Here is a 15,866-nt window from a genome sequence, read left to right on the forward strand (position 1 = left end):
AAATGCGACAACATCAATATTATTATATCTTCCTCTTCTTTCTGTTCATTTCGTTTACTTCAATTGCTCAAGAGGAGGAGGAAGAGAAAACATCAAAGTTTAAAGAAAACTTTGTGGCCGATGGATATTTAAAATACATGCAGACCATTGCTGTTCAAAAAGACTATACAGAAGAATGGTTTATTGATAACCTTATCCACAATCGTCTTAATTTTAAATATTATGCAGGTGATAAATGGACTTTTGGATTAAGTGGGAGAAACCGTCTTATCTACGGTGCTTCACCTAAGATGATCCCTGAATATGCAAAACAGTTTGGTAATCAAGATCAATATGCTTTCAATATGTCTTATGATTGGATTACAGGGAAATCTTTTGTCTTAAACTCTGAAATTGATAGAGCTTATGCGGATTATTCCACCGGAAATTGGCAGTTTAGAGTAGGTCGACAGAGAATAAACTGGGGTGTTTCTATGGTATGGAACCCTAACGACCTTTTCAACACCTACTCATTCTTTGATTTTGATTATGAAGAACGTCCAGGTGCCGATGCTATCTTGATTAGAAATTATATAGGTGCAACAAGTTCTATTGAGGTGGTATTCTCTCCGTCCAATCAATTTGATTATTACAACATCGCTGGTTTATATAAATTCAATGTTTGGCAGTACGACTTTCAAGTGTTGGGTGGTTATGTGAGAGAAAACTATCATGCTGGTGCTGGTTGGGAAGGTCAAATTGGAGGAGCAGGATTTAAAGGAGAAGCTACCTATTTTATTCCTGACTATGCAGGTGAAGACGCTTCTGTGGTTGCCGATATATCTCTTGATTACACCTTCAAGAATTCTTTATATCTACATACAGAAACCATTTACAATAGTAATGGGGCGACTGGTAAAATTGGAGCCTTGGATCCTAACCTGGAATTAACACCTAAAACCTTAAGTTTATCAAAGTTCGCTTTCTTTAATGAGGCACAATATCAAATCACTCCTTTAACACGGTTAGGGGTCAACAGTATTATTAATAGTAATGATTTGTCGTACTATATCGGTGGTAATGTGACCACCTCTTTTAGTGATAACTTCGAGTTATTGGTATTTGGTATGTTTTTCTTCGGAGATGAGGATTCCTTATATGGACAAGGCGGATCTCAGATCAATTGGCGTTTAAAATGGAGTTTCTAGAAAAGAAGTACTTTTTGATGTCAACAATTCACTCATCAATAGTTACAGTTTAAGAGAAAATACTACGATTCAGTAGAAATATATTCATTATATACTTCAGGAGGCCTACTTTTGCATAGTTGATTCATTAAGAGAACAATGCAAATGCAGGCCTTCTGCTTATCATCCATAAAAGATATATGAAAAATTCTCAACTAAATAAATTTGCTATCCGATTCAGTATTGTATTCACAATACAATTGATCTACAAAGGTTTTGACCAAAGTTTCGATGGCTTTTTTCCTTTAACTGAAAGAGCGGCGGCATTTACTGTTGTCTTAACGACTATCTTTTTGTTGGGTTGGTATGTAGCAGAATGGCTCAATAAACCTTTGAAAGGTTTACAAACGATTTATCAATTACTAATCAATATTTTGATTGGATTTGCGATTGGTGTTTTTGCCAACACTATTTATCGTTTAGGTGATACTTATATCTATGATAATGGACATTTATGGGCTGATATTTCTTTCATCAACCCAGAGTTTTCTTTTGGAATAACAATGTTTTATTCCATCATTTATATCACAAATTTATATATGATAAGAAACCTCAAATTAAAGGAACAGGAGATTATTAATAAAGAGTTGGAAAAAGAAAATGCAATTTCTCAGTTCCAGGCATTAAAGGCACAAATTGAACCTCATTTTCTCTTTAATAGTTTAAGTGTTCTTTCTAATTTGGTACATTCTGATGCTGATTTGGCTTCTCAGTTCATTATCAAATTATCCAATACATTGAGGTACATTATCTCTCAAAATCAGAGGACATTAATCGATTTGAAAACCGAGCTGGACATTGTTGAAGATTACTTCTTCTTATTAAAAACAAGATTCAACGATGCCATACAATTGGATAATCAAATAGATACAGAGATATTAAAAAGTACAATGGTTCCGCCGACAAGTGTACAATCTTTAATAGAGAATGCTGTTAAACATAATAAGCTTTCTAAAAAACATCCGTTAGTTATTAAAATGGAAATTAAAGATGCTGATATAGTTGTGAGTAATACATTGAACAAAAAAGAACATGTCGAAAACTCTACTGGTTTGGGCTTGAATAACATCAAACAACGTTATCAACTAGTGGCTCAAAAAACTGTAAAAGTAGAGGAAACAAAGGAATTCTTCACCGTCTATTTACCAATAATAAATCAATCTGAATATGAACATTCTAATCATTGAGGACGAAACACTCACTGCAGATCGATTAGCGGGGTTAATCAAAGAGTTTGATCCTGAACTGAATATTATTGGTCAGGTTGACTCCGTCGAAAGCAGTATCGAATGGTTCGAAAATAACAAGGCTCCCGATTTAATCTTCCAAGATATTGAGTTATCTGATGGCAACTGTTTCGAAATATATGATCAGGTAAAAGTGGATGTACCCATCATTTTTACAACTGCTTACAGTGAATATGCATTAAAATCGTTTCAATTAAATAGTATAGATTATGTTTTAAAACCCTATGATAAAAAAGACATTAAAAGGGTTTTAGAAAAGTTCTTGAAGTATAAAAATCTATTCTTCACCACAGAACAAGAAGGGCTTAAAAAAGTAGCATCTCCCAGCTCCCAAAATTATAAATCGAGGTTTATGATTTCTATCGGAGACCAGTTTAAGAGTATAAAAACGGAGGAAGTTTCTTATATAAAATATGAAGAGGGTCTTTCTTTCCTTCATCTATTTGATTCAACATCAAGGTTTCCGGTGGATAAAAGTATATCTACTTTGGAAGATGAATTGGATCCAACTTCTTTCTTTAGAGTGAATAGAAAATATATTATTCATATCAATAGTATATCAAAGATAAATACATGGTTTAATTCTAGGCTTCAAATTGATATTGGAACCGACGATGAAATTATTGTCAGTAGAGACCGTGTAAAAGCCTTTAAGGAGTGGCTTGATCAATAAAATAACTCCTTAATCACATCAATTTATCCGCATAGAAATTCGCCTCTGAAAAGTGGCCTGTGACTTCTTATGCAAAATTTTCAATCAAAAAAGTAACAAACACAATGAAAAAGCTTTTTATTATCCTAGCATTTGTAGCCTTTCAGTTTACTGCTCAAGCACAAGATCAATTATTAAATTTTGGTGTAAAAGGAAGTATTGGCATGTCTAATTTTTCTTTTGGAACATCTGGTATTGATACCGACACGAGACAATCTTGGGAAGGTGGCCTAATGTTAAGAGCTAATATTCCTGTGCTACCAATTTATGCGCAAGTTGAAGCACTTTACACTAATGTTGGAAATACATTTACGGTAGGAAATCAAGCACCACAAGAATTGGTAACTAACAGAGTGGAAATTCCTATGATTTTAGGTGCTAAGATTGGTTTAGGTGATGTTAGTGCTCGTGTATTTGGTGGTATTATCGCTCAAAAAACAGTACGTGATAACCTATCTGAATTTAGTAATGAAGTCGAATTAAACGATTTCGGATGGGGATGGCAAGCAGGTGTTGGTGCCGATTTCAAAAAGTTTACTTTGGATCTGAAATATCAGAAAGGAGCCAACATAGCAGCTCATGGTCCAAGTATTGAGAGTAATCAATATTTAGTAAGCTTTGGTTATTTCATCTGGTAATTAGAATTCAAAAAACCACATATAGTTCTAGGATAATTTGAGATAGTATATCTCATTTTATCCTATATAAAAGTAAAAAGCATTGATCTGTTTATTGATCAATGCTTTCTGTATTTTAGATGAAAAGAGGGAACTAATTTTTTCCAAAAAACGGAATAAAACAATATGCTTTTATTGCAACACCTACCGTACATAGGGCTATTGATAAAACAACAGACATTCCTACTTGGTGTAGTGTAACTCCCATAGTAGTAAAAAATACTCCGAAGAGTAGCATTAATAACTTATTAGCTTGCATTAGGTGTAACTTAAAATTCGGGATTGTTAAATATTATTCACAAAATTACCAATCGGTACCGAATAACCTAACTTTTCTACACATTATTTTGTTTTAAAAATCACTCTAAAGAATCTTTTTATTTTATCCCTCCAAATGCACCAAAACACATGTTTTTATGCAGGATTTCAACCTTAGAAAAACCTATTTTTTTCATCAATTCCAATTGATAGGTCATTGATCTAGGAGAATCTTCTTTTTCGATATAGTCCAAGACATTTTGAGCATATTCCTCTCCTCCTACTTCAGTTAGATATTCTTTGTATAAAGCCCATGTATATTCATCTAACCTAGGGTCGTCTTGAGTAATTAAATCGGATACCATAAATACTCCACCTGGTTTAAGCAAAGAATATATTTTAGTAAAAGTTGTTTCCCAATCTTCATCATCCCTTAAATGATGTAATACTGCTCCAGCTAAAATGATATCGAATTGTTCCTTTGGTAGATCTACCTCACGAATATCTCCTTGCTTCATATCGATTGTTCCGGTGGTATGTTCTCTTACTCTCTCCACTGCTTTTTTCAACATCGGTAGACTTAAATCAACAAGTGTACAGTTTAGATCGGAAACTTTCGAAAGCATCATTAATGTATAATTCCCCGCACCACAGCCAATATCTAATACATGTTTAGCTTGAGGTACTATACGTTTAGAGGCCTCTGTGATCAGTTCTAAGGAAACTTTGGCGTCAATTGTAGATACTTGCCCCGTATCTAAATTGGAAAAACGCTCGACATCCTTATCAAATCGTTCTTTGATTTCTGCAGTTGTTGATTTAATCATAATAATTAGTTTGGTAAAAATTATAATGCAGGAGTTAATACTGCATTTTTTGATTTAGTGGTTTTCCATCCGTAAGTCATTAAAGCAATACCTACAAGCACATAAGGAATACTTAATAATTGTCCCATGTTGAATGTAAGTCCGTCTTCAAAGCCTACTTGATTCTCCTTGATAAATTCTATAAAGAATCGGGCGGTAAATATTAGAGAGAGTACTAAGCCACAAAAGAAGCCGTTCTTTAATTTCGATCGGTAGTTTTTGTAGAGGAACATCATTATTCCAAAAATGATAAACAATGAAATCGCTTCGTATAATTGTGCCGGATGCCTAGGCAATGCATCTATTCTCTGAAAAATAAAGGCCCAAGGAAGATCGGTTGGAATACCTATAATTTCTGAGTTCATCAAGTTGGCCAATCGGATAAATCCACAACCTAACCCACATACTACGGCTAACAAATCTAGTATATCTAAAAATTGATGTTTTGCCTTTTTAGAATACACAAACAGTGCGATAATTAATCCCAAAGCTCCACCATGACTTGCTAAACCACGGTAACCTGTCACTTCAAATCCTCCTTCAGGAAGAAATTTAATAGGTAAGATCATTTCTATTGGATGATCCAAAAAATAGGAAGGTTCATAGAACAAACAGTGTCCTAAACGTGCACCCACAAATATTCCTATTACACTATAAGTGACTAACTTTTCATAGTTCTCTTTTGGCAGATTTTCCTTTTCAAAAATTTTCCCTAATACCAATGAGCTGAAATAAATTCCGAGCATAAATAAGAGGCCATAATATCTTAATGAAAGTCCAAATAGGTTAAAAATTTCTGGATCAGGATTCCAGGTAATAAAATTTAGCATAAGTCGATAGATTAGTTTAAAAATTAGAGATTTAAGTCAGATAGTTTGACGATAAACACAAACAAATATAGATGAAAAAAGGTGATGTAAATATAATTTCACATCACCTTATTCCTAAAATATTACGATTCCTACGAGGGCACTCAATGCAATTAATGCAATAGGATGTACTTTTTTATCAAAGAATTTGAGAACAATACCTACAATCACAAACAGAACGATTGAGGCATAATGAATGTCAGTGAATGAATCACCAAAGAAGGTGCTTTCAGCAATTTTCCATCCTGCAAAGAAAATCAGCGCGATGGTTACCGGTTTAATTCCGAAGAAAAATGCTTGCTTCCATTTATTCTGTTTCATTTTTCTTAGAATTTCAGATAAGGCAACAATACATACAACGGAAGGTGTGGCTAAACCGGCAGTGGCAAATAGACCTCCTATAAATGCTCCTAATCTCCCTCCTACAACCATTCCTGCTTCGTTTCCTACAAATGTAGCCGAGTTAACAGCTATAGCACCTGGAGTCATTTGTGCTAAGGATAACACATTATAAAACTGTTCTGGCTCCATCCATCCATTCTTTTGGAATTCTACCACAAATAAGGGGACCATGGCCAAACCTCCACCGAAACTAAAGAACCCAATCTTTAGAAATGTGAAGTATAAATCGATATATACCTTTAAGGCTTCTATTGAGAATGCTTCCATCATTATTTCAGTAGTTTTTTAATTTGATTAGGCATTGTTACTAGCATCAAAATGCCTGTGACTGCTCCAAGTATGATTAATAAAATGGGGTGGATATTGAAGACAAATAACAATATACTTGCTCCTAAAAAGATGGATAAACCAAACTTTTCAGTAATACTACCTTTAAACATTTTCCAAACTGAATGGCCAATTAATGCCACAATACAAGCTCTTGCACCTAAGAAAGCTTTCTGAGCAATAGGATGTTCGAAAGATGTATTAAAAAGGTGATAGATTATGGTAATCACTAAGTAAGAAGGTGCCATTACACCTATGGTTGTCATGATCCCTCCTAGTAAACCTTTCTCTCTATAGCCCACAAAAGTGGCCGCATTAATAGCAATGGTTCCTGGAGTCATTTGAGCAATGGACATGATTTCCAATAATTCGTCATTGGTGAGCCATTTCTTTTTATCAATTAGTTCTTTCTCTAAAAGAGGAACCATAGCGTATCCACCTCCAAAGGTGAACATTCCTACTTTGAAAAAGCTGAAAAATAATTCTAAGTATATCATTGGTTCTGTAATCAGGTAAGGTCGTGTTTTGACTTATCAACAATAATACAATATACATACAACTATCTTACAGTTACTTTACAATCAATAAGAGAAAAAATTCATCAAACGTTAATTTCTCTAAAAAACACAATTGAATACCCTATCAAAGCCGCAGATTCTGTTATATGCTTTTTTCAACAAATAATTTTACTAATTTGCTTTATTATTAGATTATTAGTTCACTAATTACCAAAAACAAAGTGTCAAATTTACTAGTGAACAACTCTGATTATAACATTATAATTTATACTAATCATTCATTATGACTTACAAATCAATTTTAGCTTCTGTCTTGATGTCAGGTGCTTTGTTGCTTGGTGGTAATTCTACCCAAGCACAAGAAAAATCAGAACTCGAGTATAAAACGGTTCCCAACGACCCTCTAAAAACTAGAATTTATACTCTTGATAATGGTTTAAAAGTGTATCTATCGGAATACAAAGATGCCCCAAGAATCCAAACGTATATTGCTGTAAAAGCTGGCGGTAAAAACGATCCGGCTAACGCTACAGGACTTGCTCATTACTTGGAACATATTATGTTCAAAGGCACTTCACATTTTGGTACATTAGATTGGGGTACAGAAAAAGTGTACTTAGACAGTATCGAAAATATGTTCGAACACTACAGAACACTTACAGATCCTGAAGAAAGAACTGCCTACTATAAGAAAATTGACCAAGTATCGAATGATGCTTCTAAGTATTCAATTGCAAATGAATACGATAGAATGATCGGAATGATCGGTGCTAAAGGTACAAACGCTTACACTTCCAACGATAGAACTGTTTATGTAAACGACATCCCTGCCAACGAATTAGAAAGATGGTTGGAAATTGAAGGTGATCGTTTTAGAGAAATCGTTCCTCGTTTATTCCACACAGAGTTAGAGGCGGTTTACGAAGAGAAAAACAGATCTTTGGATAATGACCAAAGAAAAGTTTTCACTGCAATGTTTGAGTCTATGTTCCCTAACCATCCTTATGGAACACAAACAGTTATTGGTACGATCGACCACTTGAAGAATCCATCGATCACAGAAATCAAGAAATATTTCAATACATATTACCGTCCAAACAATGTTGCTATTTGTTTGAGTGGTGATTTGGATCCTGATAAAACAATCGCTTTGATCCAAAAGTATTTTGGTGATTGGAAGCCGGGTGATATTCCTGAGTTTACTTACAATGAAGAAAAGCCAATTACTGCTCCAATTGAAAAAGAAGTATTTGGACCTCAAACAGGAATGGTATTCCTAGGATATAGAATGCCTGGTTTAGCATCAGATTCTAGAGATCTTCTTAAAGAACAACTATGTGATATGATCTTGGCCAACAGTGCTGCAGGTTTAATCGATTTGGACTTGAATCAAACACAAAAAGTAGTGAATGCTTCAAGCTTCGTTTATCCGTTTAACGACTATACTGTACATTGTTTGTATGCTATCCCTAGACAAGATCAAACACTAGAACAAGCGAAAGATTTACTTTTAGCTGAAATGGATAAGCTGAAAAAAGGTGAATTCGAAGATTGGTTATTGGAAGCAATTGTCAATGATTTCAAGAAATCGGAAATCAAGAAATTAGAAAGTAATTCTGCTCGTGCTGATGCATTTGTACAAGCATTTACAAGAGATATCAAATGGGAAAACTACATTGATGACATCGAGGTGATGAAGACAATCACTAAAGAAGAAATCGTGAAGTTTGCTAATGAAAGATACAAAGACAATTATGTAGTTGTTTACAAAAGAGTTGGTGAAGACCCGAACAAAATTCAGGTAGATAAGCCATCAATTACTAAAGTAGAATTGAACAGAGGTAAAACGTCGAAATTCTTTGACAATATTGCTTCTCAAAAGTCTGCAAAATTAACTCCTATGTTCTTGGATTACGAAAAGGATATTCAAGAGGGTAAACTAAAGAGAAAAGTAGTTGTTCGTTACAAACAAAATGTAGAGAACGACTTATTTAACTTATACTACATTATTCCAGTTGGTAAAGACACTGATCCAACTTTAAGTCAGGCAGTACAATACTTAGAATTCTTAGGAACTGATAAAATGTCATCTCCTGAAATCAAACAAGAATTCTACAAATTGGGTGCAAGCTTTAGCGTAAACTCTTCTGCTGATCAGGTGTATGTTTCTTTGAGTGGATTGACAGAAAACATGGTTGCTTCTATCCGTCTTTTCGAGGATTTATTAAACAATGCAAAAGCGGATGAAGCTGCATTGAAAAATATGATTGCCAACGAAAAGAAAAGTAGAGAAGATACCCAAAAGAATAAAGGAGCAATTCTATTTACAGGTTTAATGAATTATGGCTTATATGGTGCTGATAACCCTGTAACTAATGGTTTATCAAATAAAGAGTTGGATCTACTAACTCCTGAAAAATTGGTAAACAAGATTCATCAGTTAACAAAAATGGAGCATCACATTTTATACTATGGTCCTGAATCATTAAAATCTGTAGTAGCAACTTTAAATAAAGAACATGTAGTTCCTAAGAAATTACAAGCTGTTCCTGCTGAGAAAGAATTTATGATTAACGATATCGACAAGCCAAAAGTATATTGGGCACATTACGATATGGTACAAGCAGAAGTTCTATTCTTAGCTAAAGGTGATGTTTATGACCCTCAAAGAATTGCTGCAGCAACACTTTTCAACGAGTATTTTGGAGGTAGTATGAACGCTATTGTATTCCAAGAAATGCGTGAAGCACAAGGTTTAGCTTATTCTGTTTTCAGTAAATATGGAGTTGCTTCTGAAAAGAACAAACACGATTACACTTTAGCATACATCGGAACTCAGTCGGATAAACTTAAAGAGGCAATGGCAGGTATGATGAAATTACTTGAAAATCCTCCGAAAAACGAACAATCATTTGATGCTGCTAAGAAAGCTGTATTAAGTAAGCTTGAAAGTGAAAGAATTACTAAATCAAGCGTGTTATTTAATTATGAAGCGGCCTTGAAAAAAGGAAATGATCATGATATCAGAAAAGATATTTATGAAGCAGTACAAACATTAACGATAGATGATGTGATGAAATTCCATGATGATTTTATCAAAGGAAAGCATTACAATATCTGTGTAGTGGGTGATGAAGAAAAACTAGATATGGAAACATTAAAGAGCTATGGCGAATTAAAAGAGCTATCTCTTAACGATATCTTCGGTTTTGACAATGAGCCAAGAGATGCTCAATAAGCCCCAATAACCATTAAAAATAGCCAAGTTCTATCGAAGAATTTGGCTATTTTTTTATGTTCTTAAATCGATATTATTGATTATATTAGTAATTGATGATCGATTATCTATATTTTTGCTGTTGACAATTTCTAATATCAAATAATCGATACATTAGAAATACACAAATTAACCTATCTTCTAAATATATGAATTCAAGAATTATTTCTATACTTCTCTTATTTTTTCCTTTACTATCCTTTGCCTCTTTAGAAAACATTAATGCGCCTATTCCTTCTCAGTTTGAATTAATGGGATCAAAAGTGGTCATTACAAATGGAGGAATGCAAAAGGTAATGGTCAAGTACAATAGTTTAACTCGATCAGAAAAACATTACAATGAATTGCTCGAAAGATGTAATTCTTACTTCCCATATATTGAAAGAGAATTATTAGCAAGAGGAGTACCAGGGGAATTTAAATATCTTGCTTTACAAGAATCTTTATTGGATGGAAATGCAATTTCCAATGCAAAACCTCCTGCAGTTGGTTTCTGGCAGTTTAAAGATTTTACTGCTGAGGAAAGAGGCATGAAGATCAACCGTTCTTTGGATGAAAGAAAAAATGTAGTATCCGCCAGTATTGGTGCTGCTGATTACTTATCAAAGAATTATTATTATTTGGGGAACTGGTTCTATGCCATGATTTCTTATCATGATGGTTTAGGTGGGGCGAGAAGCTATATCAGAAACCATAAGCTTAACTATTACAATCATGTAACAATTAACGAGAATACTCATCCATATTTGATTCATTATTTAGCCCACTATTTTGCATTTAAAGACAAAGTTGGTTTGGATGATGGTCATTTCGTAATGATTGAATTCCCTACAAACGGATATACTTTAAAAGAGGTTTCTAAATTTACGGGGCAATCTCTAGACATATTGGCTAAAAATAACACTTGGTTGTATGGAAGTTACATCCCAGAAGATAAAGTTTATTCTGTAATGATCGAAAGTAAGCCTGATGAAATCAATCAGATTGTTGCAAGCTTATCGCCTTATGCTAAACCTCGAAAAACTAGAGCTAGAAAAGATATATTTAAATTTTATGCTGATTCTATTCAGGAAAACTATCCATTTGTTTTACCTATAGAAAAAGGTGTGCAAGGAGAGAAATTTGAATTGGCCTTAGTGAATGGAGTAAAAGCTGTCATTCTTCATGAGGACATGACACAAAAAGAATTATCAGAAGCTGTGGGTATTTCTAAAGGAAAGATTAGAAAATACAACTACGAAGGTAAAGATGATGTGCTCATCAAAGACTCACATTATTATATAGCTCCGCTTCCTCTAACTATTCCTGAATCTTATCATATTATGAAAGACAATGAGACTTTAACATTTATTGCCGTTAAGTATGGTATATCGCTTAAAGCGCTTAAAAAATTGAATGATGTAAGAAAGGAAGAGGATGTAAAAACTGGGGATAAGATTTATTTCAATTAATATATTCTATCCACAACAAAAAGGCCGAATCACTAAAATGATTCGGCCTTTTTGCTATACATAATTTCTAAGATTAAGCTGATTTAAAACGATTAATCAAAGCTTCAAAAGCTTTTTCATCACCAAAATCTTTATATACATCCTTTGCTTCGGTGTAGAACTGTGGAAGGTCTGAATCTTCTTTCTTTATTTCAGAAAAAACAGCTAATCTCCTTAGTGCCACTAAGCATTTCAAATCTATTTTATTGGATGAACTTTCTTTTAAAGCTTTACTATATAACTCTTTAGCCAGATCAACTTCATCTCTATTGATTCTCCACTCAGCTTCTACAAAATGTTTCCACGTATTGAATAATTTAGGAGAATAACCCGCCCAATATTTAAATCTATCGTAAATCTTTCTTAGCTCCCCTTCTCGACTTTCTTTTTGGTTATTGATGTAAACGGCTTTCATGACCAATAATGAAGGATGTAAAAGTGTTCCTTCATAGATTTCTGGACTTTTATCAATTAGCATGATTACCTTTTCAAGATTTACCCTTTCTGTCATTTTTGATAACTGATAAAGTTGTAAAATCTCTGTGACAATCGGTTTTTCATCAAAGGCTACGTTTTCTAAATCATGATGTGACTTTCTTAAAGCTTCACTCTTGTTCACTCCAGAAAAAAGAAGCATTTGATAATACCTTTTTACATTTTTCCCTTTAAGGTAATTATCATTTGATTTTAGAATAAGAGAAAACTTCTCGTTTATCATAACTAAACAAACTGATAACTCTTCTAACCAAGGAAGAATGATAAAAGCATAATCAGAATAAAAGTTATTAATAATTCTTTTATTATTAGACTTTTCAATTTCTGACAAAGCAACTTGAGCATAATCTTTAGCCAAATGCATATCCTCATACTTTGTTATCATGTACCTAGATAAGCCTAAACACCCATAAGGAGTGATTTCGTTTAAACCATTTTCTAAAGAATAGTTTATTATTTCTAGTGCACACCACTTATAGAACTCCCAATCTTTTATTTCATCGCAAAGCATAAAGGGAGCAAGGATTCTTAAATAATAAGAAGTTTCATCTAAAGGTTCTTGTTTTCTGGACTGAAAAGCTAGATCTATAGAATCTTCTCCTATGTTTTCCAATAACCTAAGATGTTGTAAGGAAAGATCTCTGTGTAATTGATTACCTGATTGAGGTATATCATACCCAAACAGAGTAATGTATTTATAAATTGAATTTGATACTTCAGTAGATTGTTCGTATCGAATAGAATGTAGCAACAGGCGCATCAAACCATTGGATTGATCGTTGATATTTTCTACCGATTCTAGTGAATTAACAAGGCAAGATTTATTGGCAGTATAATCCGATTGATTAAGGAAATCATTTTCACTTAATAAAAAGGATAGATCGAATTTATTTTTCACTGATGCAAATTGTAATTAGGTAACGTAGCAAATGTAATAAATATCTCGAAGATATAACTTTAAGTAATCTTATAATACAATTACAACTACAGATAATTAACCTTAGATATAGTAATTCAACAAAAAATAACAAGATCACAATATTTTGATAATCAATTATTTGAGTAATCTTGAAATTATACTCCAGCTTTTAAATCTTCTACAGGATTCTTTAACCCTGTCTTTATTACATGATAACTTACTGTAATCATGGTCATCAGTAAAGTTAATCCACCCGAAAATAAATAAGCACCAATATCAATATTCACCGCTTTTGGAAAGTTATCCAACCAAAGTTTCATGGCCAAATAAGCTGTAGGCCAAGCCACAACACAAGCGGTAATAACAAGTACGAAAAACTCTTTTGATACAAAAAGCATGGCTTGAGTATCTTCCATACCTAAGGCCTTACGAATCGCTATTTCCTTGTTTTTTCTAACAGTAATAAAAGAAGAAAGCCCGAATAAACCCAAATTCGCAATTATTACACCAATGATTGAAAATATAAGAGACACTTTTGCTAATTGTTCCTCTTTTTTAAAGGCTTGTTCTATTTTAGATTTTAGGAAAAATGTATCTAATATCCTGTATTCTACTACTTGAGACCATTTAAAATTGAGTTGTTTTTCCAATATATTCCAATTAACACCATCTCTTATTTTTAATGCCAAAAATTTGTTAGAAAACCTTGAGGTTGCTCTATTACCGTTATTCACATCAATAACGAAAGGTTCTATTGGCTTATGAATTGGTTCATAATGAAAATCTTTGATGACACCCGCTATTTTCTGATATCCCCTTGAAGTATAAAATTTCATTCCTAAAGCTTCTTGAGGAGAGGAATAACCAGCAAATTCTATCAACTTTTCATTAACGTAGATCTCTCTTTCGCGGAGTGGACCAGTAGGATTTTTAGCGAGTATTTTAAAATCAAAGACTTTAAATACATCTGGATAGGTAACTACACTTGCATAAAATGCAGAAGGTAGTTTTTTATTCCCTTTCTTAAATGTAAAAGGATAGTTCTGTACCCAAACTCCTAGCAGTTCATCGATAGCAGTTACCGCTTCAACATCTTTTAATTGTAAGAACTTTTCTCTAATAAGATGGAAATTACTTTTCTGATATCTGACTTCACCCATTGGAACAATCACAATATTCTCTTGGTTAAACCCGATATCAGAATTTTTCATAAAATCTAACTGTCTTTTCGATACATAGGTACTAAAAAGTAGAAACATGGAAATGATAAACTGTGTAATCACACTCCATTTTCTAAATTTCTTTTGTTGATATCCTTTCGGTGAAGTATCATGTAGTCCTTCCAAAGGTTTAAAACCAGATAAATAAAACAAAGGATAAAAACTTGATAACGCCCCAACAAATAAGCCACTACTTCCTACAAGTAAAACAATGTTTTGAGGATCAGCATTTTCTAATATAAATCCTGAATCACTCAATAAATCATTCACAAAAGAAAAGAGTAATTCCAAGAATACGATAGCTCCAAACATGGAGAGTACACTTAGAATTGCCGCTTCAACAACAAATTGATTGATTAATTCTGTTTGATCAGCACCTATTGCTTTTCGAATACCCACTTCTCGAATTCTTGTAGAGTAGCGAACAGAAGATAAGTTCATAAAATTAATAGCCGCAATAACCAATACCATGATGGCAATTGCACTAAAAATATATATATACATATAGTCTCCATTCTGAGACATTTCGAAATCCAAATCAGAATACAAATGAATTTCTTGTATAGGCTGTAGGTATAATTCTACGTAATCTCTTAAGTAAGAAGGGAATTTTGAGGGATCCTGAAGCAAAATTTCAAAATCAGCTTCTAGTTCTTCTGGTTTCACACCATCTTTTAAAGTGATATAGGTCCAACATGGGTTCCAAACCCAATCTTCTTTAAAAAATAGTTCTCGATTGGTCACATTCAAAGTGGAGAAAGAAACCAAAATCTCAAAATCGAGATGAGAAGGGTAATTTTGTTTATCGACTACTGCTGTTACCTTGAGGTAATGCTTTTTTTCGTAAAGAATCTTTTTGCCAATTGCACTTTGATCACCAAAATATTTTTTCGCAATTTCTTTTGTAATCACCACACTACCTTCTTCAGATAAGGCTGAATTTCTATCTCCTTCCACTACAGGAAAGTCGAAAACCTTAAAGAAATCATCGTCAGTAAAGTATAAATGGTTTTCGTTAAATTTTTGTCCTGCAACAGAAATCACATGAGAATATGCCTGATGGTTAAAGAAACGGACAGAGTGATCTATATAATTAGGGTATAATGTTTTTATTGTTGGGCCTAAAGCGATAGGAACACTAGCAGACCTTTCTCCTATATCTTGAGTATCGATAATTTCTACTACTCTGTAGGTTTGGTCAGCATTCTTATGAAAAGAATCATAGGATAACTCGTAGTTTACCAAAAGTACCAATAGGGTAAAGAAAGCTATTCCCATTGACATCCCGACAATGTTAATACCTGAGTAAACTCCATGTTTTTGAAGATTACGAATACCTATGAGTATATAGTTTCTTAGCACT

Annotated in this window: 12 protein-coding genes; 6 read left to right on the forward strand and 6 right to left on the reverse strand. The window is 33.4% G+C overall.

The window, feature by feature from the left end; translation table 11 throughout:
• The first annotated feature begins 2 nt into the window (after positions 1-2).
• From KMW28_RS16340 to KMW28_RS16355, 4 genes are all read left to right on the forward strand, one after another.
• A complete protein-coding gene (locus tag KMW28_RS16340) occupies positions 3-1,187 on the forward strand; it encodes a hypothetical protein (protein WP_169662743.1) in 1,185 nt (394 codons plus the stop codon).
• A gap of 179 nt (positions 1,188-1,366) precedes the next feature.
• Entirely contained in the window at positions 1,367-2,413 is a 1,047-nt protein-coding gene (locus KMW28_RS16345; protein ID WP_169662744.1) for a sensor histidine kinase, read from the forward strand.
• Positions 2,394-3,146, forward strand: coding sequence for a LytR/AlgR family response regulator transcription factor (locus KMW28_RS16350; RefSeq protein ID WP_169662745.1), 753 nt, complete (start codon positions 2,394-2,396; stop codon positions 3,144-3,146). The genes KMW28_RS16345 and KMW28_RS16350 overlap by 20 nt, the downstream gene beginning before the upstream one ends.
• A 104-nt stretch (positions 3,147-3,250) precedes the next feature.
• Complete coding sequence (locus KMW28_RS16355) at positions 3,251-3,823, forward strand: outer membrane beta-barrel protein (RefSeq protein WP_169662746.1); 573 nt, start codon at positions 3,251-3,253, stop codon at positions 3,821-3,823.
• 416 nt (positions 3,824-4,239) lie between these two features.
• Here the strand turns inward: KMW28_RS16355 and KMW28_RS16360 are convergent, their stop codons facing one another.
• The 4 genes from KMW28_RS16360 to KMW28_RS16375 form a co-directional block, all read right to left on the reverse strand.
• Positions 4,240-4,947 (reverse strand): class I SAM-dependent methyltransferase, encoded by a 708-nt coding sequence (locus KMW28_RS16360; RefSeq protein WP_169662747.1) that lies wholly within the window; start codon positions 4,945-4,947, stop codon positions 4,240-4,242.
• A gap of 20 nt (positions 4,948-4,967) precedes the next feature.
• Positions 4,968-5,816: a prolipoprotein diacylglyceryl transferase gene (gene lgt / locus KMW28_RS16365; RefSeq protein ID WP_205958126.1), complete on the reverse strand. Its 849-nt coding sequence runs from the start codon at positions 5,814-5,816 to the stop codon at positions 4,968-4,970.
• A gap of 114 nt (positions 5,817-5,930) precedes the next feature.
• Positions 5,931-6,527, reverse strand: a complete 597-nt coding sequence (locus tag KMW28_RS16370; RefSeq protein ID WP_205958127.1) for a chromate transporter — start codon at positions 6,525-6,527, stop codon at positions 5,931-5,933.
• Positions 6,527-7,081 carry a chromate transporter gene (locus KMW28_RS16375; protein ID WP_066212847.1) on the reverse strand — a complete coding sequence of 185 codons (555 nt, stop codon included), beginning with the start codon at positions 7,079-7,081 and terminating at the stop codon, positions 6,527-6,529. The genes KMW28_RS16370 and KMW28_RS16375 overlap by 1 nt, the downstream gene beginning before the upstream one ends.
• Positions 7,082-7,385: 304 nt before the next feature.
• Here KMW28_RS16375 and KMW28_RS16380 point away from each other — a divergent pair, with 304 nt between their 5' ends.
• Both KMW28_RS16380 and KMW28_RS16385 read left to right on the forward strand, forming a co-directional pair.
• Positions 7,386-10,340, forward strand: a complete 2,955-nt coding sequence (locus KMW28_RS16380; protein WP_169662748.1) for a M16 family metallopeptidase — start codon at positions 7,386-7,388, stop codon at positions 10,338-10,340.
• A 188-nt stretch (positions 10,341-10,528) separates the two neighbouring features.
• A complete protein-coding gene (locus KMW28_RS16385; RefSeq protein WP_169662749.1) occupies positions 10,529-11,830 on the forward strand; it encodes a transglycosylase SLT domain-containing protein in 1,302 nt (433 codons plus the stop codon).
• Positions 11,831-11,903: 73 nt separating this feature from the next.
• On the opposite strand, the gene KMW28_RS16390 is transcribed toward KMW28_RS16385, so the two are convergent.
• Together KMW28_RS16390 and KMW28_RS16395 are read right to left on the reverse strand one after the other, a co-directional pair.
• Positions 11,904-13,262: a hypothetical protein gene (locus KMW28_RS16390; protein WP_169662750.1), complete on the reverse strand. Its 1,359-nt coding sequence runs from the start codon at positions 13,260-13,262 to the stop codon at positions 11,904-11,906.
• A 176-nt stretch (positions 13,263-13,438) separates the two neighbouring features.
• On the reverse strand, positions 13,439-15,865 hold the full coding sequence (locus KMW28_RS16395; protein ID WP_215585755.1) for an ABC transporter permease: 2,427 nt from the start codon (positions 15,863-15,865) through the stop codon (positions 13,439-13,441).
• Between the last annotated feature and the right edge of the window lies 1 nt (position 15,866).

Source organism: Flammeovirga yaeyamensis (assembly GCF_018736045.1).
GTDB classification, from domain to species: Bacteria; Bacteroidota; Bacteroidia; order Cytophagales; family Flammeovirgaceae; genus Flammeovirga; species Flammeovirga yaeyamensis.